Below are 22,612 nucleotides of genomic sequence, written 5' to 3' on the forward strand. Positions count from 1 at the left end.
CTGGTCGATCACTGCACCTGGTCGATCACTGCACCTGGGCGACGACGAAGATGCGCCGGAACGGGAAGAACGTGCTGCCGTCCGGTCGCCGGGGGTATGCCTCGTCGAGGAGCGGGACGAGCTCTTCGCGGAATCGGTCCCACTCCGGCGCCGAGAGGGCGTCCTTGACGGGGCGGAGCGCGGTGCCGGTGATCCACTCCAGAACCGGGTCTTCTCCGGTCAGTTGCTGCACGTACGTGGTTTCCCACGCGTCGACGGCGCACCCGGCGTCGGCGAGCAGACCGGCGTACCCGGTGGGATCGTCGACGACCTTGCTCTCGCGGAACGGCACGTCCGGCAGCGACCCGGACCACCGTTCGCTCCTGGCGAGGTCCCGGACGATCGTGTGCGACGGCGCGTCGAAGTTGCCGGGAACCTGCACCGCGACCCACGCCCCCGACTGGAGTTGGGTCGGCCAGCGACGCAACAACTCCCGGTGTTCGGGCACCCACTGCAGGGCGGCATTGGAGATGACGACGTCCGTGTCGGGCTTCGGCGTCCAGTCGCGCACGTCCTGCCTGCCGGCGTCGAGGCCGCGTTCACGCGCGGCCTCGACCATCTCGGGTGAGCTGTCGGACGCCTCGAGGACGGCGTCCGGCCATCGTTCGGCCAGGCTGACGGTCAGGTTTCCCGGGCCGCAGCCGAGGTCGACGACGCGGCGCGGTGACCGCGCGTCGACTCGCGACAGCAACTCGTAGAACGGGCGCCCGCGATGGTCCGCGAAGGCGAGGTACTTGTCCGGATCCCACATGTCATCCTCCTCGCCTGAAACAGTACGCCCATACTGTTGGTGTGTGGGGTCAGAGGCCGAGATCCTTCGCGATGATCGTCTTCATGACCTCGCTCGTGCCGCCGTAGATGCGGGAGACGCGGGTGTCCGCGTAGAGCCGCGCGATGGGGTACTCGAGGATGTAGCCGTACCCGCCGTGCAGTTGCAGGCACTTGTCGATGACCCGGCCCGCGGCCTCGGTGCAGAACAGCTTCGCCTTCGCGGCATCCGCGACCGTGAGTTCGCCGGCGTCGTGCAGTTCGAGCGCGCGGTCGGCCATCAGCTGAATCGCCTCGACCTCGGTGGCGCACTCGGCGAGCACGAACTTGGTGTTCTGGAACGCCGCGACGGGCTTGCCGAACACCTTGCGCTCCTTGACGTACGCGATCGCGTGCTGCAGCGCCGCGGCCGCGGTGGCCGACCCGCCGAGCGCGATGGAGAGGCGTTCCTGGGCGAGGTTGTGGGTGAGGTAGCTGAATCCGGCACCCTCGTCGCCGAGGCGGTCCGCCACGGGCACCTTCACGTCGGTGAAGGACAGTTCGGCGGTGTCCGAGGCCTTCAGGCCGATCTTCTCGATCTTGCGACCCACCGCGAAACCCTCGGACGTCGTGTCGACGACGAGGATGGTGAGACCGGCCCGGCGGTCCTCGGGGGTGCTGGGCGCGGTGCGGCACACCACCAGGATCCGGTCGGCGAGCGCACCACCGGTGATGAACGTCTTCGCACCGTTCAGCACGTAATGGGACCCGTCCGCGGACAGCTTGGCCGACGTCGCGATGTTCGCGAGGTCCGAACCGGTGCCCGGCTCGGTCATCGCGATGGCGAACATGATGTCGCCGGACGCGAAGCCGGGGAGCCACCGCTGCTTCTGCTCGTCGTTCGCGTACTCGAGCAGGTACGGCAGGATCAGGTTGGTGTGCACGGAGTAGCTGCCGAACGTGACGCCGGCGGCGGCCGTCTCCTCGCCGACCACCGCGGCGAACTTGAAACTCTTCTCGCCGCCGCCGCCGAATTCCTCCGGCACCTGGATGCCGAGGACGCCGAGCTCCCCGAGGCGCCGGTAGAAGTCGCGCGGGGGATGCCCTTCGCCCTCCCACTCGTGGTGGACGGGTGCGACTTCCTTGGCGATGAAGTCGCGAATCGTCTTCCGGAACGCGTCGTGATCTTCGTTGAACACCGTACGCTGCACGGGTTTTCTCCTTCGTATTACAGTGCGTAACTGCGTAGTACGCCCTTGCTGATGATCATCTTCTGAATCTCGCTGGTGCCCTCGCCGATCAGAAGGAACGGTGCCTCGCGCATCAGGCGCTCGATCTCGTACTCCTTCGAGTAGCCGTAGCCGCCGTGGATGCGGAAGCTGGCCTGCGTCACCTCGGAGCAGTACTCGCTGGCGAGGTACTTGGCCATGCCGGCGGCGACGTCGTTGCGTTCACCGGAGTCCTTGAGGCGGGCCGCGTTGACCATCATCAGATGCGCGGCTTCCACTTTCGTCGCCATCTCGGCGAGGCTGAACGCGACGGCCTGGTGTTCGGCGATCGGCTTGCCGAACGTGCTGCGTTGCTGCGCATATCGGGCGGCCAGCTCGAACGCCCGGATCGCCACACCGCACGCGCGGGCGGAGACGTTGACCCGGCCGACCTCGACGCCGTCCATCATCTGGGAGAACCCGCGACCGGGGGTTCCGCCGAGGACGTCGCCGGCCGCCGCGCGATAGTTGTCGAACAGGAGCTCGGTGGTGTCGATGCCCTTGTAGCCCATCTTGTCGATCTTCCCCGGGATGGTGAGGCCGGGGAGGACCTCGCCGAAACCGGCGGGCTTCTCGATGAGGAAGGTGGTGAGGTTGGCGTGCGGCTTGGCGGCGCCCTCCTCGGTGCGCACCAGTGCGGCGACGAGCGTCGAGCTGCCGCCGTTGGTGAGCCACATCTTCTGCCCGTCGATCACGTAGTTGCCGTCCGCGTCGCGCTTGGCCCGGGTGCGGATCGCGGCGACGTCGGACCCCAGCTCGGGCTCGGACATCGAGAACGCGCCGCGCACCTCACCGGTCGCCATCCGCGGCAGGTAGTGGTTCTTCTGGGCATCGGTGCCGTGCTGACGGATCATGTACGCGACGATGAAGTGGGTGTTGATCACACCCGACACACTCATCCAGCCACGGGCGAGTTCCTCGACGCACAGCGCGTACGTGAGCAGGGATTCGCCCAGGCCGCCGTACTCCTCCGGGATCATCAGCCCGAACAGGCCCATGTCGCGCATCTTGTCGACGATGGCCTGAGGGTAGGTGTCGGAGTGTTCGAGTTCCTGTGCGGCCGGAATTATTTCGCGATCGACGAAGGTGCGCACGGTGTCGACGATCTCGGTCTGGAACTCGGTCAGATCGAGAGTCTGGGCGAGGCGGCTCATGGGATGAGAATGCCCGATTCACGGGGGCCCGGCTAGGGGCGTTCGGCTATCGGTCGGATAGCGCACTCCAATGCACGCGAGGCTCCTCTGCCGACTCATAGGCAGACGTAGCCGGTGCCTTCGCCGAGTGCGTATTGATCGCGGGCATCCCGGTCCGTTGAATGAACCGTGACACTGTGACCCACGCCACCACGCTCTCCGAAGGGATCACCCCGTGACCCGCTCCACTGCCCTCCTCGACCGGACCGTCGCCGCCGGTTCCGAGTCCCGCAGCCGCGCTTGGGGCCTGACCGTGCTCCTCGTGCTGCTCTACGTCGTCAATTACGCCGACAAGGCCGTCCTCGGCATCATCGCCCAACCCCTCGCCCACGAGCTGGGGCTGAGCGCCTCGCAGATCGGGCTGGTGGGAAGCCTCTTCTTCCTGACCTTCACCGTCGGCGGGTTCTTCGCCGGTGCGCTCAACCGCTGGATGTCGCTGCGGTGGGCGCTGCTGCTGCTCGCGATCGCCTGGTCCGTCGCGGTACTCCCGCTCGTGGTCGTCGCGTCGTTCGCGGTGCTGCTGGTCAGCCGCCTGCTCCTCGGGCTCGCGGAGGGTCCGAGTTCCGCCCTGCTCCACACGGCGGCGTACTCGTGGCATGCGCCCGCCAAGCGCGGACTGCCGAGCGCCCTGCTCGCCGGTGCCGCGTCCATCGCCAAGATCGCCGTCGCACCTGCTCTCGCATTCGTGACCGTCACGTTCGGATGGCGCTACGCGCTGGTCGCGCTGGCGGCCATCGGGGTGGTGTGGTGCGTCGTGTGGCTGACCGTCTGGAGTGAGGGCCCGTACATTCGCAGCGGCAAGGGCGCCGATTCCGCCGCTGCCGGTGAAGTGGTCGAACCGGCGGTGCCGTGGGGTCGTATCTTCCGGACCCGCACGTTCATCAGCGGTGCGTTCCTCGTCATGAGCGTGTACGCACTGGTTGCCGTGGTCCTGACGTGGCTGCCCTCGTACTTCGAGGTGGGCCTCGGATACAGCCGCCTCCAGGCCGGCTCCATGTTCGCGTTCCCGAGCATCGCCGGGTTGATCCTGATGCTGCTCTCGTCCGTGATCGGTGACCGTCTCCTCGCACGCGGCTCGACCTCTCGCGTCGTCCGCGTCATCGTCCCCGCCGTCGGGGTGCTGATCTGCGGAGCGATCCTGCTGGCACTCCCGTCCATCACCGCACCGGGTATCGCCGTCCTCGTCGTCTCCGTCGGCTACGGCTTCGCCGCATCGGTGTTCCCGCTGCTCAACGCGGCGATCTCGGAGATCTGCCCGCCCCGCCAGACCGCGGGCACCCTGGGCGTCTTCCTCGCCGTCATGGCGATCGGTGGCCTCGTCGCCCCCTATGCGACGGGTCTGATCGTCGACGCGGCGGCCTCGCCCGCCGCGGGCTATGCCACCGCGTTCCAGGCACTCGGACTCGTCGCCGCCGTGTGCGCCGTCGGTGCGCTGGTCTTCGCGAACCCCGAGCGCGACAAGAAGCTGGTCCGGGGCGACGCTGCGGGCATAGGCACGAACTAACCCTGTGATCGGCCGAAAGTCGTTGTGCTGACGACATCGCCCGTGATTGATTCGAGTGACCCCCTCAGATCGAAGGAACACACCATGCGCGATGCAGTGATCGTCGACGCCGTCCGCACGCCCATCGGGCGGCGTGGCGGTTCCCTGTCCGGAATCCACCCCGCAAATTTGTCGGCACACGTCCTCGAGGCCCTCGTGGCGCGTACCGGTCTCTCCCCGGAGGAGATCGGTGACGTCGTCTGGGGCTGTGTCAGCCAGGTGGGCGAGCAGGCAGGCAACGTCGCCCGCACCGCCGTGCTTGCCGCCGGCTGGCCGGAGACCGTTCCGGGTACCACCCTCACCCGGGCGTGCGGATCGAGCCAGCAGGCCGTGAGCTTCGCCGCCGCCGCCGTCATCGCCGGACACGAGGACGTCGTCGTCGCCGGTGGTGTGGAGTCCATGAGCCGGGTTCCCATGGGCAGTGCGAGCAAGAACGGCGAGCACTTCCCGGCGGCCGTCCTCGACCGGTACGGCGTCGACGGGTTCAGCCAGGGCACCGGCGCCGAGATGATGGCCGCGAAGTGGGGGCTCTCCCGTCAGGTGCTGGACGAGTACTCGCTGCGCTCCCACGAACTCGCGGCGCACGCCGCGGACCGTGGCGCGTTCGACGGGCAACTCGCACCGCTCTCCGACGTCCTCGCCGGGGACGAGGGGATCCGCCGCGGCGGCACGCTCGAGTCTCTCGGCAAGTTGAAGACCGTGTTCAAGGAGGACGGTGTGATCCACGCCGGCAACTCCTCGCAGATCTCCGACGGCGCCGGTGCACTGCTCGTCACGACGAGCGAGAAGGCCGCGCAACTCGGTCTGACCCCGATGGCCCGCATCCACACCTGCGCCGTCGCCGGCGACGACCCGGTGATCATGCTGACCGGACCCATCGCCGCGACGGAGAAGGCACTGACCCGCTCCGGACTGAAGATCGACGACATCGGCGCGTTCGAGGTGAACGAGGCGTTCGCTCCGGTCCCGCTGGCGTGGCAGGCGGAGACCGGCGCCGCGACGGACCGGCTGAACCCGCTCGGCGGCGCCATCGCGGTCGGTCACCCGCTCGGCGGTTCCGGGGCGATCCTCATGACCCGACTCGTCCACCACATGCGGGACAACGGCATTCGGTACGGGCTGCAGACCATGTGCGAGGCGGGCGGCCTCGCCAACGCCACCATTCTCGAACTTCTCTGATCCAACAACACTTTTCGAAGGGACACCCGCACGATGGAACTCAAGGGAATCTCGACCGCGGTCACCGGCGGCGCGTCCGGTCTCGGTCTCGCGACGGCACGCCGCCTCGTCGACGCAGGCGCTCAGGTCACGCTCATCGACCTCCCGAACTCCGACGGTGAGGCGGCAGCGAAGGAATTGGGCAGCGCCGCCCAGTTCGCTCCCGCCGACGTCACCGATTCCGAGCAGTTCGCGGCCGCCCTCGACGTCGCCGACGACCGCGGTGGCCTGCGCGGCATCGTGCACTGCGCCGGGGCCGGACGTCGGATGCGCATCCTCGACTCCGACGGCAAGGCAGGCTCCGTCGAGGACTTCGAGTTCGTGATCCGGCTCAACCTCGTGGGCTCGTTCAACGCCCTGCGCCTCGGGGCGGAACGGATGGCGCGGCAGGAGGAGATCGACGGCGAGCGCGGCGCCGTCGTGCTGACGGCGTCGGTCGCCGCCTTCGAAGGCCAGATCGGCCAGATCAACTACACCGCATCGAAGGCCGGCATCGTGGGAATGACGGTCACCGCGGCCCGCGACCTCGCCAGCCGCAACATCCGGGTGTGCACGATCGCCCCGGGAATCATGGACACCCCGCTCCTCGCCCGGTTGCGCGACGACGTGCGTGCGTCGCTGGAGAAGTCCGTGCCGGGCCCGTCGCGTCTGGGAAAGCCCAGTGAGTTCGGGCAGCTCGCCTGCCAGATCCTCGAGAACGGCTACCTCAACGGCGAGACCATCCGCCTGGACGGTGCCATCCGCATGGCGCCTCGCTGACGAGTAAGGGACCCAACGTGAATTCTGCTGCACCGGTACTGCATTACCCCGACCTGACGTTGGCGGCGTTTCCGTCCGGCATGGCGGGCCTGTACGGAGACAAGGCCGCAGTGGTCGACGGCGAGACGGTGTGCACCTACCGCGAACTCGACCAGCGGTCGGGCGCGTTCGCCGCCGCACTGCGGGACGCGGGGGTGACCGAACGCGACGTGGTGCTTCTGCACCTCGGCAACTGCATCGGATTCGTCGTGGCCTACTACGGCGCACTGCGGGCAGGCGCGACCGTCACCCTGGTCAACCCGCTGCAGCCCGGCCCCGGCCTGCGCTCGCAGATCGTCGACACGGCGGCGGTCGCCGCCGTCACCCAGCCCGGGCAACTGGACACCCTCACCGAGGCGGCGAGCGGCACCACCGTCCGCACGATCGTGGTGGCCGGACTCCCCGCAGGCGCAGGTCGCGATCAGTTCGGGTTCGAGGAGTTCGTCCGCGGGTACGCCACCGCGCCGTTCTCCCCGAAGGTGTCCGGGGACGACGTGGCCCACCTCGCCTACACGGGCGGCACCACCGGATTGTCCAAAGGTGTGCGGGTGCTGCACCGCAACGTCCTCGCCAACGTGACGCAGATGATCGCTTGGCGGGCGGGCCACGAGGTGCGCGCCACCGCCGACGGCGGAATCGAACTGCGCCCCGTCGAGAGTCTCGGGGACCGCGGGGTGGTGCCCGGCGCCGGAGCGACCGTCGTCGTGTCGCCGCTGTTCCACGCCCACGCGCTGATCAACATGTCGTTCCTCCTGCTGTGCGGGGCGACGCAGGTGTTCGCCGGACGGTTCGAGCCCGGCCGCATGCTGGAATTGATCGAAACGCACCGCGCCACATACATCACCGGCAGCCCGGCGATGTGGCATGCCGTCGCCACCCACCCCGACGCCGCGACCCGGGACACCGACTCGGTGCGGGTCGTCTCCTCGGGTGCCGCACCGATCGATCACGTGACGCTCGAGGCGCTGGGCCGAGCCTTCCCGTCGGCGAGCGTGGTCGAGGGGTACGGGCTGACCGAGGGCACCTGCCTGGTCGCCTCCGCACCGTTGACCGGCTCCGTCGCGTACAAGCTCGGCAGCGTGGGGCTGCCGGTGTTCGACACCGAGGTGCAGATCCGCGCCCAGGACGACTCCGGTGCCGTATTGGAGGCCGGCACCCGCGGCAAGTTGTGGGTCCGCGGCCCGCAGGTCACGGACGGCTACCTGAATCATCCGGAGATCACGGCGCAGCAGTACGTCGACGGCTGGCTCGACACCGGCGACATCGCCTACCTGGACGAGGACGGGTACCTGTTCATCTGCGACCGCACCAAGGACATGCTGATCTACAAGGGCTACAACGTGTATCCGCGTGAGCTCGAGGAGATTCTGGTCTCGCACCCGGACGTGTCCTCGGCCGCCGTCGTCGGCAGGGAGGCCGGCAGCGTCGGTCAGGAGCCGGTGGCGTTCGTGGTGCCGATGCCGGACGTGACGATCGATCCGGATGCGGTGTCCGCGTACGTCGCCGAGCGGGTGCTGCCGTACAAGAAGGTACGCGACGTCGTGGTGGTCGAGCAGCTACCGACATCGGCGGCCGGCAAGATCCTCAAGACGAAGCTGCGTGAGCAACTCGCGACCGCGGCGACCTAGCGTCTTCTCCCGCTGGGTGGACGCAACTCTGTGAGGCGCGCCCTTCTTCCCCCTACCGTCCTGGTCGGGGGAAGAAAGGGAGCGCAGATGGCACCGGCCGAGTCGATCGTGTACATCGTCGACGAGATGGTGGTCGAGCCCGGGCGGGCTCGCGCGTTTCTCGTCGACTACCTGGAGCGTTATGCGCCCGGGGCGACTGCGCGTGGCCTGACGCTGGACCGCGTGCTCGTCTCCCCGCCGGTGTGGTTGGAGGACCAGTCGAACACCCTGACCGTCAGCTGGACTCTGCGGGGTGCTCGCGCGTGGTGGCGGCAGAGCCTTCTCGCACGCCACGATGCGGAGGTGCTTCGCTGGTGGGCCGACGCGGACGAGGTCCTCACCACCCGGCGCCGCACCGTCTCCTGCTCGTCGGCGGATGTGGAGGCGATGACCGATGTTTAAGGTGACCAAGCTCGTTCACCTTGCCGACGACGCGGATGCCTCCACCGGTGCGGCGTTGGCCGGCAGGTTGCGCGAGGCTGCTGTTCCCGGGGCTCGGCGCGTTCTCGTGAAACCGACCCTGCCCGGCGGAATCAACGGCGGCGACGTGATCGCGCACCTCCACTTCGACGACGAATGCCACTGGCGCGCCGTCGAACCAGACATCACCGCACAGCTGTGCGCGCCCGAGATCGCGCACATCGACAGCGTCGGCTACGCGGGTGTGCCCACTCCCGCCCGACGTCACGTCGAGCCGACCGTCTACCGGACGCTGCTTGTCTCAGTGGACGATTCGGTCGACCCGGAGGTAGTGGAGCGGTTCGAATCCGAGACGCGGGCGATGCCGGACCATATCCGCACGATCGGGACCTCGCAGCTGAGCCGGGTGCACGAATCGGCCGGTTCCGCGAGGTGGACCCATGTCTGGGAGCAGGAGTACGCGAACCTGGACGGGCTACTCGGGCCGTATATGACACATCCCTATCACTGGGCGCACATAGATCGGTGGTTCGATCCCGAACGCGGGCCGCGGATCGTCACTCGGCTCTGCCACAGCTTCTGTGCGATCGACGGCCCGACCATCACGGTTGCGGCACCTGCCACTCCCCGCTGAACGCAGGGGGACGCTTCTCCACGAATGCGCGTAGCGCGGCGGGCGCGTCGGTTGCGAAATTGACCGCTTGCGAACGCGCCTCGTTCTCGAGTGCGTCCCGCAGCGACGACGTCGTGCTGTCCTCGATCAGCCGCGTCGACTGCATGACGGCCACGGTCGGCGCTGCCGCGAGACGGGTGGCGAATTGGGCGACGGTGGCGTCCAGTTCGTCCGGCTCGACGAGCTCGCTGACCAGTCCCATCGCATCCGCCTGCTCGGCGTCGATCATCTCGGCGAGCATGACCAGACGTTTCGCGCGGTGCAGGCCCACCATGCGCGGCAGGAGCCACGAACCGCCGAAATCCACCGACAGGCCGCGCTTGGCGAAGATCTGGCTGAACTGCGCGTCGCGCGAGGCGATGAGCAGATCACACAGCAGCGCCAGGTTCCAGCCGGCTCCCACGGCGTAGCCGCGAACCTTCGCGATCAGCGGCTTGGGGAACTCGGCCACAGCCAGCGCCGTCGCGTTGATCTGACGCATGCGGTTCAGCGGGTGCATGGGTGTGCGCTTGTCGAGGTCCGCGCCAGTGCAGAAGTCGCTGCCCGCGCCGGTGAGGACCACGACGCGGGTGGTGTCGTCGAGGGCGAGTTCGCCGAGTGCCTCGCGCAACGCGATCCACGAGTCGAGGGTCATGGCGTTGCGCCGTGTGGGCCGGTTCAGGGTGATCGTCGCGACCGCACCGTCCCGGCTGATCAGAACGTAGCGTTGGGCGGATTCGGTGTCTGTGGTCGGGGTGACGGATTCGATGCTCATACGCGGCTCCAACGTCGGCGCGGTTCTCGGCGAACGCCGGAGTGGTCGACGCCGTGCCGCCCAGCCAGTCGATCACCGGGGACGTTCCGTCGCAAGGTCGTTCTGGGATACACCGGATGAGGTGAAACCTATGGTTACCGCCGAGCGTCATAGGTTCCGATTAATCGGACCATCAGCGATGTGTCTTTGTCCGCGCCCAGCGCGCGTGCTGAACTGTTCGGGAACTGGAAGTGCTTGCATCAGAAGACTCCCCCTCATCAGGAGAACCGATGTCTCTACCACCCGTCCTGTCCGATCGCCTGCGCCTGCCGGCCGTCGCCTCCCCGATGTTCCTCGTCTCGGGTCCCGACCTGGTGATCGCCCAGTCGACGTCGGGCATCGTCGGCTCCTTCCCCTCCCTGAATGCCCGCCCGCAGCCCGTCTTGCGCGAATGGCTCACCCGCATCACCGAAGCCCTCGCCAAGCACGACGCCAACCACCCCGAGACACCGTCCGCGCCCTACGCGGTCAACCTGATCATCCACAAGAGCAACGACCGCCTCGACGAGGACCTCGCGACCATCGTCGAGTTCGAGGTCCCGATCGTCATCACGTCCCTCGGCGCCCGCGCCGACGTCAACGAGGCCATCCACAGCTACGGCGGCATCGTTCTCCACGACGTCATCAACAACACGTTCGCGAAGAAGGCCGTGGAGAAGGGCGCCGACGGCCTCATCGCCGTCGCGGCCGGCGCCGGCGGACACGCGGGCACCCTGTCGCCGTTCGCGTTGATCCAGGAGATCCGCGAGTGGTTCGACGGACCGGTCCTGTTGTCGGGGTCCATCGCCCACGGCCGCTCGGTCCTCGCCGCGCAGGCCGCAGGCGCCGACCTCGCCTACATCGGCTCCGCGTTCATCGCCACCGAAGAGGCCAACGCGGACCAGCGGTACAAGCAGATGATCGTCGACTCCACCGCGTCCGACATCGTCTACTCCAACCTGTTCACCGGCGTGCACGGCAACTACCTGCGCGGCAGCATCGAGGCCGCCGGACTCGACCCGCACGACCTCGCCGTGTCGGACCCGTCCGCCATGAGCTTCCGCGGCGGAACCGCCAAAACGAAGGCATGGCGCGACATCTGGGGATCCGGACAGGGGATCGGCACCGTGCGCTCCGTGCAACCGACGGCGGAACTCGTCGACCGGCTGGTCGCGGAGTACGCCGCGGCCAAGAACTACCTGCTCGCGCTGTAGCCTTCTGCCCGCACGAGTTCGACGAACGCGTGGCCGACGGGGGAGAGCATGTCGGGATCGAATGCGATCCCGAAGGTGCGGGCAATCGTCGGCTCCGCGCGGCGGACCACCGCGCGGTCCCGGGCCGCCTCCGCGATCGACCGTTCCAGCAGGGTTCCGCCGATTCCCGCGAGTACCAGAGGAAGTCGCGCCTCGCGGTGATCCGACAGCGCCGCGAGGGTGGGGCGTGCCCCGGCATGACGGATCGATTCCTCGATCTCGTTGGCGACGGAGTGGCCGCGGGGGACGAAGACCATCGCGATGTCGGGGAGCGCTGCGAGCGGAACGGGACCTTCCGGCAGGTCGGTGCCAGGCGGGTACACGAGCCAGTACTCCTGTTCGCCGAGTTCGACGACGTCCAGGCGGGCGTCGTCGAGCGGGAGGTGCGCCACCACGAATTCGCAGTGGCCGTCCTCGATCAGCGACCCGGCCTGCGCCTCGTCTTTCAGTTCACCCAACCGGACCGTCACATTCGGGTGGGCCCGCCGGAATTCGGTGACGAGGTCGACGAGGGGCCCGATCGCCAACGCCGGAAAGGCCATGATGTCCAGTCGGCCGGCGAGTGCCCCGTCGGAGGTGGCGAGGAGATCCTCGACGGCGGTGACGTCGCGGAGGATCTGCCTGCTCGGCCCGACCATGCTGCGCCCGGCGGCGCTGAGCACCATGCCCCGGCCGATGCGGTGGAACAACTGCACACCCAGTTCCCGCTCGAGCCCGCGCAAAGCCTGCGAGATGGTGGGCTGTGCGACGCCGAGCGACGCGGCGGCCCCGTTGATGCCCTCGTGTTCCACGACGGCGAGAAAGTACTCGACCTGACGCAACTCCATGTGCTCAGTTCCTCACTCGGGTGCCGGTGTTCGGGTGGCCTGCGCGATCGCGACGAACGCCGAGGCCGCCGGTGATCCCGGTCCGGACCGCTGCACGAGGCCGACGGGGCGGGTCAGTTTCGGTGTCATCGACCGGATCGAGACCCCGCGCAACTGCTCCTCGGCGACCAGGCGGGGGAGGACGGTGGCCGCGGCGCCGCGCATCACCAGCTCCCACGTGGCGCCCGGGTGGGTGCAGTCGATGACGACATTCGCGGGCTCGCCGACGAGGTCGGTGATCAGCGCCGCGTCACTCTTGTCCCCGAGATCCTGAACGAGCGGAATGGTGCGGACGGCCGAGCGGGGCACCGGATCGGGAAGGGTCTCGGCGAGTGCACCGGGCAGGGCGAGTACCAGCTCCTGATCGCCGATGGGAACCGAGCGCAGCGCACTGTGGTCGACGGACAGGTCGATCACCCCGAGTTCGGCCTCGCCGCGGCGCAGGGCGCCGAGGACGCCGGTGGGGCCGTCGGCGTCGATGATGCGGACCGTCACGCGGGGGTACTGCTCACGGAACCGGCGCACCAGGTCGACGATCGGATCGATCGAGAACGCCGCGTAGGTGACGACGTCGACACGGCCGGACACGAGTTCGCGCACCGCGGCGACCTTGGCCTTGGCCCGCTCGACGTCGGCAAGGATGCGCCGGGCGGCGACGTCGAGGGTGCGGCCGTCCTCGGTCAGCTCGAGACGCCGCCCGGTGCGGTCGAACAGCGTGACACCGAGGCGGCGTTCGAGTGTGCGAATCGCCTGCGAAAGCGACGGTTGCGAGATGTAGAGGGACTGCGCGGCCCTGGTGATCCCGCCGTGATCGACTACCGCGACGAAGTAGGTGACGAGATGCAGGTCCACGCGGTCATCGTACGGAAGCCGTGATGCGGGCTGTGCCGATCATGCCGCTAGCGGCCACGCCACACCGGTGGGCGCTTCTCCGCGAAGGCGCGCGCACCCTCCTGGGCGTCCTCGGACGCGAACACCGGATCGAGGAAGCGGCGCTGCCCGGCGAACGCGTCGGGGTCGGTGTAGTTGGCGGACATCGCGACGACCTGCTTGGTGGCGCGCACGGCGAGGGGACCGTTGGCGGCGACCCGTGCCGCCAGTTCGCGGGCGGCGGCGAGAGCCTGCCCGGGCTCGGTGAGCCGGTTGACGAGTCCGTGCGCGTGCGCGACCTCGGCGGTGAGGGGATCGCCGGTGATCGCCATTTCCATCGCGATCGGGTACGGCAGCACCTTCGGCAGTCGCAGCAGACCGCCTGCGGCGGCGGCGAGCCCCCGCTTGACCTCGGGGATGCCGAACTTGGCGTCGCGGGCGGCGACGATCAGATCGGCCGACAGTGCCAGTTCGCAGCCGCCGGCCAGCGCCCATCCCTCGACCGCGGCGATCAGCGGCTTCGTCGGCGGGGCCTCCGTGATCCCACCGAAGCCGCGGCCGGGCAGCGACGGCCGCTCCCCGCGGGTGAACGCCTTCAGATCCATGCCCGCGCAGAACGTTCCCCCAGCGCCGGTGAGGATCGCGATCGTCAGGTCGGGCCGCGCCTCGAACTCGTCGATCGCGGCGGCGAGCGCTTTGGCGACCTCGAGGTCGACGGCGTTCTTCGCCTCCGGCCGGTTCAGGGTGATGACGGCGACGCCATCGGAGAATTCGGTGAGAACCACACTCATGGGTGTCTTCCTTACGGTGTCGGGGTCCAGCGTTCGGGGTGCCCGCCGAGTGAGCGGATGCTCCCGCGGTCGGCCAGAACGAGCAGGTGGGCATGGGTTTCGCGGACCGCGAGGCGGAGCAGGCGGTCGGACATGGAGTCGAACGGCCGCGACCACGAGATGTGTTGCGAGATCTCCCACGCCGTCGATTCCGGGCGCACGCCCAGCGCGTCGACGATCTCGGCGAACCGTTCCTCGTGATGGTCCATCAGCTGCCGGGCGCGGTCGGCGATCCCCCGGAAGCGGTACTCGTGGGCGGGCAGCACCTCACCGTCGGGCATCGAGGTGGTGGCGTGCAGCGACAGCAGATAGCGGTGCAGCGGGTTCTCCAGCTCGCCGGGGACCGTGGAGATGTTCGGACTGATGCGGGGCAACATGTGGTCGCCGCTGAACATCAGCCCGTGGGCGTCGTCGACGAAAGTCAGATGACCCGGAGTGTGCCCGGGGGTCCAGACCGCCCGCAGATCCCAGCCGGGCAGGTCCAGGGCGGTGCCGTCACCGAGCACGACGTCCATGGACTCGCCCGCCCCCAGGCGAACGAGATCGACGCGGGCAGCCGCGAGGATGCCGGTGGGGGCCCCGAGCTGAGCGAGCTGGGTGTTCCACGTCTGTTCGTCTTCGGCGACGTCCGTCGGTGAATGGTGGCCGAGCAGTGCGGCATCCGCGCCGTGCATCGCGAGCGCGGCCCCGCTGACCTCGCGCAGCCGGGGCGCGAGACCGAAGTGGTCGGGATGCAGGTGGGTGATCGCGGCGTAGCGGACGTCGGTGACGTGGTGCCCGGTCTCGGCGATGCCGTCGACGAGGGCCCGCCACGACTCCTCGGAATCCCAGCCGACGTCGATCAGGGCGAGTCCGTCGGGCAGCGCGAGCGCGTAGATCAGGACGTAGCGCAACGGGTTTCGTGGCATCGGCACCGGGATCGACCACAATCCGGGGCGTACCTGTTCGACCGGCGGCAGGACGCCGCGCGCCCACGCCTCGCGCTGGACGGTACCCACGTCCTCGGTGACGATCACGACGACACCTCCGTGGCGCGGAGCCGTTCGCGCAGGGTGCGTTTGAGGATCTTGCCGCTCGCCCCTCGCGGAAGTTCGGCGACGTAGACGATCTCCCGCGGCTTCTTGTACGACGCGAGCCGGTCGGCGGTGAACGCGATCAGGTCCTGCTCGTCCGGTTGGTTCGCCGGATCGACGAGCCGGACGACCGCCGTCACGGACTCACCCCACGTCCGGTGCGGCACGCCGACCACCGCAACCTCGGCGACCGCCGGATGCTCGGCGAGCACCGATTCGACCTCGATCGGGTACACGTTCTCGCCTCCCGTGATGATCATGTCCTTCACCCGGTCGGTGACGAACAGATAGCCCTCCTCGTCGATGTGCCCGGCGTCGCCGGTGCGCAGGAAACCGTCGTGGGTGAGGAGTTGCGCGGTCTCGTCCGGCCGCCGCCAGTAGCCCGCGACGTTGTTGCGTGAGCGGCACACGATCTCCCCGGACTCGCCCACCGGAAGCCGGGCGCCGGTCACCACGTCCCGGATCTCGACCTCGACACCGGGCATGGGTTTGCCGGCGGAACGCAGCAGGTGAGCGCGGTGCCCGGACGGGTCGTGATCCTCGACGGCGAGGGCGGTGACCGAGCCCGTCGTCTCCGTCATTCCGTAGCGCTGCACGAATCCACAGCCGAGGCGATCGATCGCTCGCCGGAGCAGAGTGGTGGTGATCGGCGCCGAACCGTAGGCGACCAGTTCCAGGCTCGACACGTCGTAACGTTCGAGGTCGGGCACGTCGAGGAGCATCTGAATGGTCGACGGAACCAGGAAGGCGTGGGTGATCCGGTGCCGTTCGACGAGTTCGGCGACCTCCCGTGCGTCGAACGCGCCGAGCAGCACCACGTGGACGCCGGCCGACAGGCAGGTGCTCAACCAGCCGGCACCCGCGATGTGGAACAGCGGCATCGCGTCGAGTGCCACCGAGCCGGGCTTCCAGCGGTAGATCAGCAAGCCTTCCGGCTCGTTGTGCAGGTTGCGATGCGTCGCGACCACACCCTTCGGGAAGCCCGTCGTGCCCGATGTGTAGAGCTGCAGCACCTCCGCGTCGGGGTCGTCCCCGAGACCCGGATCGGTGGCGGTGCCCGACGTGACCAGCCGGTCCCACGTCCAGGTGCCGGGCGGAAGAACGTCGCCGTCGGCCGCGTCGACGACCACAACGACCACACTCGGGAGCGCGTCGCGGACGGCGTGCGCGGCGGCAGCGAATTCGGATTCGACGATCAGCACCCGGAGCTCGGCATCGACCGCGATCGCGGCGGCCTCGGCGGCCGGGAGTCGCCAGTTGAGCGGGACGAACACGAGTCCCGATTTGGCGGCGGCCACGAACGTCTCGACACCCTCCGTGCGCATCCGGAGCAGTGCCCCGACCCGGCCGCCGTCGGATGTCAACGCCGACAGCGCGGTTGCGATCCGATTGGTCCGCCAGTCGAGCTCCGCGTACGTCAGTGTGGTGTCACCCCACGTCACCGCCGGTGCTCCGGGCCGTTCTGCGGCATGGTGCCGCACACGCTGGGGAAGATGCAGACCGCTCACATCACGCTCCTCGATGACTCGTCGCCGCCGCCGGGAATCGGGTGACGCGTGCTGCCAGTCGACCACCCGTGTGAGTGCGGAAACAAAGTCACAGAGCCGAACGGACAGTGAGGAATCGCCTATGGATGCCAGGTCGAGCGGCCTCGCGGCGTTTGTAGACTGGCGTGATGGCCGCCACCCCCGCCCTGAACCCCGAGGACGTTCAGCGTGCTGCGGCGGCACTGCACACCCCCGACATCGACGGCTGGGCCAACCGATTCGAACTGCTGTCCGACGGCAACCGCCTGCGACTGCTGCTGTGCCTGCACCACGCCCCCGACATCTGCGTCGGCGACCTGGCGGCGGCACTCGACATGACCGGGACCGCCGTCTCGCACGCGCTGCGACTGCTCCGCAACCAGGGGTGGGTGTCGGCGACGCGGGACGGCCGCTCGATGCGGTACCGGCTCACCGACGACACCGTGCACGAACTGCTGCACACGATCGGGGCCACGCACTATCACAATCACACGGGAGCCGAAGAGGAAAGGTGAATCCCGACATGGAGAACGATCCCGGACTGCTGCCGCTCGACGGCATCACCGTCGTGGCACTCGAGCAGGCCGTGGCCGCTCCGCTCGCCACCCGCCATCTCGCGGACATGGGTGCGCGGGTCATCAAGATCGAGCGCGTCGGCGAGGGCGACTTCGCCCGCAACTACGACGACGCCGTGTTCGGTCAGGCCTCGCATTTCGTGTGGCTGAACCGGTCGAAGGAGTCGCTCGGCGTCGACCTGAAGTCCGAGGTGGGTCGGGACACCGTCGCGAAGCTGATCGCGAAGGCCGACGTCTTCATCCAGAATCTCGCCCCCGATGCCGCCGACCGCCTGGGGTTCGGCGCCGACGAGTTACGCGCCGAACACGAGGAACTGATCGTCGTGAACATGTCCGGCTACGGGTCGGCGGGACCGCGGCGCGAACGCAAGGCGTACGACATGCTGGTCCAGGCCGAAACGGGGATGATCTCGGTGACCGGCACCCCCGACACCGCGACCAAGACTGGTGTCCCGGTCTCCGACATCGCGGCGGGAATGTACGCGATGACGTCCGTCCTCGGCGCCCTGTTCCGGCGGTCGCGAACCGGGGTGGGGGCGCGGATCGACGTGTCGATGTTCGACGCGACCGCGGAGTGGCTGGGCCATCCGATGTACATGAAGATGTACGCCGACAAGCAGATCCCGCGCGTCGGGCTCGGTCATGCGGCGATCGTCCCGTACGACTCGTATCCCACCCTCGACGGGCAGATCCTCATCGGTGTCCAGAACGACCGCGGGTGGCGGCAACTGGTGACCGACGTGTTCAAACGACCCGAACTCGCCGACCATCCCCGGTTCGCGACCAACATGCTGCGGGTGCAGCACCGGGCGGAGGTGGACGCCCTCGTCGCCGAGGAGACTCAACGTTTCACGAGCGCGGCTCTCGACCAGGCGCTCGCGGACTCCGGGATCCCGGCGGCCGAGCTCAACGACATGGGCGGGCTGATCGAGCACCCGCAGCTGGACCAGCGCGACCGCTGGCGCGACGTCGGAACCGAGGCCGGTCCGATCAAGGCGATGCTGCCCCCGATGACGTTCTCCGATGTGGAGATGCGGATGGGTGACGTGCCCGCACTCGGCGCGCACACCGATCGGATCCTCGGTGAACTGGGCTGGTCGGCGGAAGACATCGCGACGATGCGCGTCCAGGGCGTCGTCGGCTGACGACGCGCCGCAGCCCCGGCCCGAGTGAGGCCGGGGCTGCAGCTCGCTCTTCGCTCAGGGTGTGGCGAAGAACTGCTCGACGGCAGGCTGGGCATTGGGGTTACCCACGCCGATACCGATGACGGCGCCGGCGATGGTGCCGACCACTGCGCCGACAATGCAGCCTGCGATGAAGTTGGGGAAGATCGACACGCACCCGATGGCCATGCCCACGTTGGAACCGATCGCCATGCCCTGCAGGCCCGCGTTGTTCCAGCCGGTATTGATCTCGTTGGTCATCTTGTCGAAGGCGTCCTGCTTCACTTCGTTCTCCGGGAAGAACTGTTCGGCCACCTGGCTGCTGCCGCCGTCGGCTGCCGGGGTCATCAGTGGCTGCGACCAGTCGATTCCCTGAGGTGCGGGATCGGCATACGCAGTGCCCGCCCCGACGGCCATCGCGGAGATGACGAATATGGACAATGCCAGAGTTTTCAAGAGTTTCATGGAAATTCCCACCATGTCGTAGGACGAACACGGCCCCCACCTGAGTGCACCGAACATCGTTGTGCGTGGACCATATTCGCTGGAAAACCGGAACGGCTACATGCATATGTGGGTGCGCGGTGATGCTCCCCGTGTGCGAACTAACCCATAGCCCTCCCGAAATCGTCTTCGGAGTCGGACGGAAACCCCCGCTACGGGGTTCCGAGGAATTCGTAAACCGCTGGTGGCGCAGCGGGGTTCGCGTTGCTGATCCCCGTGACGGCGCCGATCGCTGCGCCCACCGCGGCACCCGGGAGGCACCCGCCGAGGATGAGGAAGATGCACCCGACGACGAATCCGATGCCTGCGCCGATCGCGGTCGCGGTCCCGCCGCCGTTGTCCCAACCGATCTGCAGCTGCTGGACCATGTTGTTGTACGCCGAATCCCTGTCGACCGGGGTGAGGGCGAGGGTTCCCGCGACAGGGGTCGTCGTGGGTGTCAGGTTCAGGAACCGGCCTGCGTCGGTGATGAGCGGATCGATCGCGAACTGCACACCGGCGATCGAATAGCGCAGGGGGATCGTGCCCACCGAGGTGCCCGAATCGTTGACGATGTCGACGGCGGCGGCCGTCCGCGACAGGGTGAAGTGCCCGGCGTCGAGTGCAGTGCCGACCGATCGGCCGTCGGCGCTCAGGCTGGTGTGCGAGATGACGGCCTGGTCGGCGGGAGTGGGGGCGGCATACGCGGTACCCATTCCGACACACAGGGTGGCGATCAGCAGCGCTGCCGGTGCTGTCACTCTATGCAGTTTCATGGTGTTTCCCATGCGTAGTAGCGGATGACAAACGACAAATCTGGTTCGACCTGGCGCTTCACTTGCCCCGACCGGCGAAAGCGTCCGTAACCTGCCTACTGCAGACATCTTCCCCCCTCGGATGCCCCAGTTTTCGGCCTTTCCGCAAAATACGTGCGTATCGGGGTGTCGGTCCAGGGATTACACCGTGAGCCGGTAGAACCGGAAGAACGCGAAATCCTCGATCGGCAGGACGTCCATGGTGCCGAAACCGGCCGCCTCGGCGTAGCCGCGCAATGTGCTCGGGCGCATGACCGTTCCGGTGCCCGCGCTCGGTGTGTGGTTCATCCCGTCGGGAAGGCACACGGTGAGGCTGAATCCGTACATCAGACGCTCGATGTCGCTTCCCGGCGCGGAGAACTCGTCGTCCACCGCCTCGTCCATCACGATCAGCGCGCCACCGGGAACCAATGCCCTGCGTACCGCGGACAGTACATCGACGGGCGCGGGCATGTCGTGGATGCATTCGAACGCGAACGCGGCCGTGTAGCTGCTCTCGGGAATTCCCGCCGCATCCGATTCGGTGATCGTGATCCGATCGGCGACGTCCGGCCGCTCGCGCACATTGGACCTCGCGAGTTCGACGGTCGCGGTGTCGATGTCGTAGCCGTGGAGCCGGGCGTCCGGGTAGGCGCGCGCGAGTGCGATCGTGGACCAGGCGCCGCCGCATCCGACGTCGGCGATCGCGGCACCGGGCGTCCGGAGCAGTGCGTCGACCTCGGGAACCGATGCCAGCGCACCGGGAAGAACCTGCTCGTACCACGGACGATTCATGTCGGCCTGCGACTCACGGGCATCCGCGCCGTACTTCGCCCAACCCACCCCGCCGCCCGTGCGGTACGCCTCCAGCAATGCGGGCATCTGCGAGGTCGCGGCGACGAAGATCCGCGCCAGCGGGGCAAGATAGTTGAGACTCTGCTCGTCGGTGAGCACTTCGGCGGCGCCGGCCGGAAGCGTGAACGTCCGTGGCTCCGAATCGTCGACCGTGAGAAGTCCCGACACGGCCTGCTGTTCGAGCCACTCCCGCGCGTACCGCGGGTGGGTGGAGGTGCGTTCCGCCAGTTGGTCCGCGGTCGCCGGACCGTCCGACGCGAGACTGCGGTACCAGCCGAGACGGTCGCCCAGATGGACGGCGAGGAGGTCGATCGCCCCGAGCGATGCGTCGAAAATGCGCTGGGACACGGCCCCGGCGTCGGCTTCGGGTATGGACATCGCGGACCTCCGGTGGGAGTGCGGGGCGAAGCTTCGTCTCCCCATCGTGAGCTACCTGATCTGCGGTGTCACGGATCGTTCGCCGGGCGAATGAGGGTCGGGCGCGGGAAGCCGGAAACCCCAGGGCAACTCGAGGCGATGCTCGGCGAGCAGCGCGGGGTCGCCGAGCAGTTCGAGGATCGGACCGTCGGCCACCAGGTGTCCCTCGTCGAGGATCACGGCGCGCGTGCACAACTGGGCGGCGTACGGCAGGTCGTGCGTGACGAGCAGCTGCGTGGTGTCGATACCCAGGAGGACTTCGGCCAGTTCACGTCGGGCGACGGGGTCGAGATTGCTCGACGGCTCGTCCAGCACGAGGACGTCCGGGGCGCACGCGAGGACCGTCGCCAGCGCGACGCGGCGGCGCTGCCCCACCGAGAGGTGCGCGGGATTGCGATCCGAATGTGCCGTCATGTCCACGGCCGCCAGCGCGTCGTGCACCCGCTCGTCGAGCGCGGTCCCGGTAACCCCGAAATTGACCGGGCCGAACGCGACGTCCTGCGCGACGGTCGGCATGAACAACTGGTCGTCGGGGTCCTGGAAGACGATGCCGACCCGGCGCCGGACCTCCCGCACCGTGTCCCGGGACGCCCCCCGCGACAGTTCCAGCCCGCCCACGGTGACACTGCCCCCGGTGGCCGTCAGAATGCCGTTGAGGTGCAACATCAGTGTGGTCTTCCCGGCCCCGTTCGGACCGAGAACGGCCACCCGCTCGCCGGGTTGCACCGTGAGATCGATCCGGTGCAGCGCGGCTCTGCCGTCCGGATAGGCGAACGAGACGCCCACGAGATGCACGGCCGCGGTCATCGGAGCACGCACGCCGTGACACAGATCCCCACCGCGCACACGGCGGGCACGAGCCCCGCCCGCCACATCGCGGCGGTCGCCGGGGGCGCCCCGGCCGTGGGAACGGAACCGGTGAATCCCCGCGACAGCATGGCGAGGTGGACGCGCTCGCCGCGCTCGTAGGACCGCACGAACAATCCGCCGACGCCCCGGGCGGTGGCACCGATCTGCCGGAACGTCCGGGGGTCGTCGCCGCGGGAGAGCCGGGCGGTGCGCATCCGCTCGACCTCGGCGGTGAGCAGGTCGAGGTAGCGCAGCATCAGCACCACGATCGTGGTGAGCATCGCGGGCACCCGCAGCCGCGCCAGACCCAACGGCAGATCCCGCGCGGGCGTCGTCGCGGCGAGCGTCAGCGAGACCAGGATGCCGAGCGTGCCCTTCACGAGAATGCCCCAGGCCGCGTACAGGCCCGCGACCGACAGCGACAGTCCGAGGGCGGTGACGCGTGCGCCGCCCTCGGCGAACGGCAGCAGAAGCGCGAGCGTCACGAACGGCAACTCGATCAGCGTCCTCGGCCCGATCCACCGCAGCGAAATGCCGGCGATCCGCCAGATCACGAGCAGGATCGCGAGATATCCTGCGAACGCCCAGAACGCCTCGCGTGGCGTCGCGACCACCGCGAAGACGAAGACGACGGCGCAGACGATCCCGACCTCGGCGGGCATCCGGTGCAGAGGGGACGTGCCGTCGAGGTAGAGCGGGTGGGCGTGACCGGCTCCCACG

Annotated in this window: 23 protein-coding genes; 9 read left to right on the plus strand and 14 right to left on the minus strand. The window is 68.5% G+C overall.

Annotation, left to right across the window (positions count from 1 at the left end; all coding sequences use genetic code 11):
• Positions 1–25 precede the first annotated feature (25 nt).
• From WKC72_RS11430 to WKC72_RS11440, 3 genes are read right to left on the minus strand one after another with little or no spacing between them, the layout of a single operon-like run.
• Positions 26–790 carry a trans-aconitate 2-methyltransferase gene (locus tag WKC72_RS11430; RefSeq protein ID WP_370182645.1) on the minus strand — a complete coding sequence of 255 codons (765 nt, stop codon included), beginning with the start codon at positions 788–790 and terminating at the stop codon, positions 26–28.
• Positions 791–839: 49 nt separating this feature from the next.
• A complete protein-coding gene (locus WKC72_RS11435; RefSeq protein ID WP_037230804.1) occupies positions 840–1,997 on the minus strand; it encodes an acyl-CoA dehydrogenase family protein in 1,158 nt (385 codons plus the stop codon).
• A gap of 17 nt (positions 1,998–2,014) precedes the next feature.
• Positions 2,015–3,208 carry an acyl-CoA dehydrogenase family protein gene (locus WKC72_RS11440; RefSeq protein ID WP_128641457.1) on the minus strand — a complete coding sequence of 398 codons (1,194 nt, stop codon included), beginning with the start codon at positions 3,206–3,208 and terminating at the stop codon, positions 2,015–2,017.
• Between the two features lie 214 nt (positions 3,209–3,422).
• Between WKC72_RS11440 and WKC72_RS11445 the strand changes: the two genes are divergently transcribed.
• The 6 genes from WKC72_RS11445 to WKC72_RS11470 all read left to right on the plus strand — a co-directional run bounded on the left by WKC72_RS11445 (position 3,423) and on the right by WKC72_RS11470 (position 9,527).
• A complete protein-coding gene (locus WKC72_RS11445) occupies positions 3,423–4,751 on the plus strand; it encodes an MFS transporter (RefSeq protein ID WP_370182647.1) in 1,329 nt (442 codons plus the stop codon).
• A gap of 84 nt (positions 4,752–4,835) precedes the next feature.
• Positions 4,836–5,969 (plus strand): thiolase family protein, encoded by a 1,134-nt coding sequence (locus WKC72_RS11450; RefSeq protein WP_037230799.1) that lies wholly within the window; start codon positions 4,836–4,838, stop codon positions 5,967–5,969.
• A 33-nt stretch (positions 5,970–6,002) separates the two neighbouring features.
• The gene (locus WKC72_RS11455) at positions 6,003–6,767 is read left to right on the plus strand and encodes an SDR family NAD(P)-dependent oxidoreductase (RefSeq protein WP_037230795.1); all 765 of its coding nucleotides are present in this window, start codon (positions 6,003–6,005) and stop codon (positions 6,765–6,767) included.
• 17 nt (positions 6,768–6,784) lie between these two features.
• On the plus strand, positions 6,785–8,434 hold the full coding sequence (locus tag WKC72_RS11460; protein WP_370182649.1) for a class I adenylate-forming enzyme family protein: 1,650 nt from the start codon (positions 6,785–6,787) through the stop codon (positions 8,432–8,434).
• 87 nt (positions 8,435–8,521) lie between these two features.
• Positions 8,522–8,875, plus strand: coding sequence for a hypothetical protein (locus WKC72_RS11465; protein ID WP_037230792.1), 354 nt, complete (start codon positions 8,522–8,524; stop codon positions 8,873–8,875).
• Positions 8,868–9,527, plus strand: coding sequence for a Dabb family protein (locus tag WKC72_RS11470; RefSeq protein WP_052033056.1), 660 nt, complete (start codon positions 8,868–8,870; stop codon positions 9,525–9,527). The genes WKC72_RS11465 and WKC72_RS11470 overlap by 8 nt, the downstream gene beginning before the upstream one ends.
• Here the strand turns inward: WKC72_RS11470 and WKC72_RS11475 are convergent.
• Positions 9,496–10,320: an enoyl-CoA hydratase/isomerase family protein gene (locus WKC72_RS11475; RefSeq protein ID WP_370182650.1), complete on the minus strand. Its 825-nt coding sequence runs from the start codon at positions 10,318–10,320 to the stop codon at positions 9,496–9,498. The two genes, WKC72_RS11470 and WKC72_RS11475, sit on opposite strands and share 32 nt — an antisense overlap.
• 269 nt (positions 10,321–10,589) lie before the next feature.
• Between WKC72_RS11475 and WKC72_RS11480 the strand changes: the two genes are divergently transcribed.
• Entirely contained in the window at positions 10,590–11,552 is a 963-nt protein-coding gene (locus WKC72_RS11480; protein WP_370182652.1) for an NAD(P)H-dependent flavin oxidoreductase, read from the plus strand.
• Here WKC72_RS11480 and WKC72_RS11485 read toward each other — a convergent pair.
• Genes WKC72_RS11485 through WKC72_RS11505 form a run of 5 tightly spaced genes read right to left on the minus strand, consistent with a single transcriptional unit; the run spans position 11,534 to position 16,738 of the window.
• On the minus strand, positions 11,534–12,418 hold the full coding sequence (locus WKC72_RS11485; RefSeq protein WP_370182654.1) for a LysR family transcriptional regulator: 885 nt from the start codon (positions 12,416–12,418) through the stop codon (positions 11,534–11,536). The genes WKC72_RS11480 and WKC72_RS11485 overlap by 19 nt on opposite strands.
• Positions 12,419–12,430: 12 nt before the next feature.
• A complete protein-coding gene (locus WKC72_RS11490) occupies positions 12,431–13,309 on the minus strand; it encodes a LysR family transcriptional regulator (RefSeq protein WP_037230785.1) in 879 nt (292 codons plus the stop codon).
• 47 nt (positions 13,310–13,356) lie between these two features.
• A complete protein-coding gene (locus WKC72_RS11495; protein WP_037230784.1) occupies positions 13,357–14,118 on the minus strand; it encodes a crotonase/enoyl-CoA hydratase family protein in 762 nt (253 codons plus the stop codon).
• An 11-nt stretch (positions 14,119–14,129) separates the two neighbouring features.
• Positions 14,130–15,173 (minus strand): MBL fold metallo-hydrolase, encoded by a 1,044-nt coding sequence (locus tag WKC72_RS11500; RefSeq protein ID WP_037230783.1) that lies wholly within the window; start codon positions 15,171–15,173, stop codon positions 14,130–14,132.
• Positions 15,170–16,738, minus strand: coding sequence for a long-chain-fatty-acid--CoA ligase (locus WKC72_RS11505; protein ID WP_128641462.1), 1,569 nt, complete (start codon positions 16,736–16,738; stop codon positions 15,170–15,172). The genes WKC72_RS11500 and WKC72_RS11505 overlap by 4 nt, the downstream gene beginning before the upstream one ends.
• A 167-nt stretch (positions 16,739–16,905) precedes the next feature.
• On the opposite strand from WKC72_RS11505, the gene WKC72_RS11510 reads away from it, so the two are divergent.
• Both WKC72_RS11510 and WKC72_RS11515 read left to right on the plus strand, forming a co-directional pair.
• Positions 16,906–17,271 (plus strand): helix-turn-helix transcriptional regulator, encoded by a 366-nt coding sequence (locus WKC72_RS11510; protein WP_005251569.1) that lies wholly within the window; start codon positions 16,906–16,908, stop codon positions 17,269–17,271.
• A gap of 8 nt (positions 17,272–17,279) precedes the next feature.
• Positions 17,280–18,476 carry a CaiB/BaiF CoA-transferase family protein gene (locus WKC72_RS11515; RefSeq protein ID WP_037231030.1) on the plus strand — a complete coding sequence of 399 codons (1,197 nt, stop codon included), beginning with the start codon at positions 17,280–17,282 and terminating at the stop codon, positions 18,474–18,476.
• Between the two features lie 54 nt (positions 18,477–18,530).
• Here WKC72_RS11515 and WKC72_RS11520 read toward each other — a convergent pair whose 3' ends face one another.
• From WKC72_RS11520 to cbiQ, 5 genes are all read right to left on the minus strand, one after another.
• A complete protein-coding gene (locus tag WKC72_RS11520; RefSeq protein ID WP_037231028.1) occupies positions 18,531–18,959 on the minus strand; it encodes a hypothetical protein in 429 nt (142 codons plus the stop codon).
• A gap of 191 nt (positions 18,960–19,150) precedes the next feature.
• On the minus strand, positions 19,151–19,753 hold the full coding sequence (locus tag WKC72_RS11525) for a hypothetical protein (RefSeq protein ID WP_037231025.1): 603 nt from the start codon (positions 19,751–19,753) through the stop codon (positions 19,151–19,153).
• 180 nt (positions 19,754–19,933) lie between these two features.
• Complete coding sequence (locus WKC72_RS11530; RefSeq protein WP_112300961.1) at positions 19,934–21,004, minus strand: class I SAM-dependent methyltransferase; 1,071 nt, start codon at positions 21,002–21,004, stop codon at positions 19,934–19,936.
• Between the two features lie 51 nt (positions 21,005–21,055).
• Entirely contained in the window at positions 21,056–21,850 is a 795-nt protein-coding gene (locus WKC72_RS11535; RefSeq protein ID WP_370182658.1) for an energy-coupling factor ABC transporter ATP-binding protein, read from the minus strand.
• The gene (gene cbiQ / locus WKC72_RS11540) at positions 21,847–22,611 is read right to left on the minus strand and encodes a cobalt ECF transporter T component CbiQ (protein ID WP_370182660.1); all 765 of its coding nucleotides are present in this window, start codon (positions 22,609–22,611) and stop codon (positions 21,847–21,849) included. The genes WKC72_RS11535 and cbiQ overlap by 4 nt, the downstream gene beginning before the upstream one ends.
• Between the last annotated feature and the right edge of the window lies 1 nt (position 22,612).

Origin of the sequence: Rhodococcus wratislaviensis, from assembly GCF_041228765.1 — a bacterium.
Lineage (GTDB): Bacteria > Actinomycetota > Actinomycetes > Mycobacteriales > Mycobacteriaceae > Rhodococcus_F > Rhodococcus_F wratislaviensis.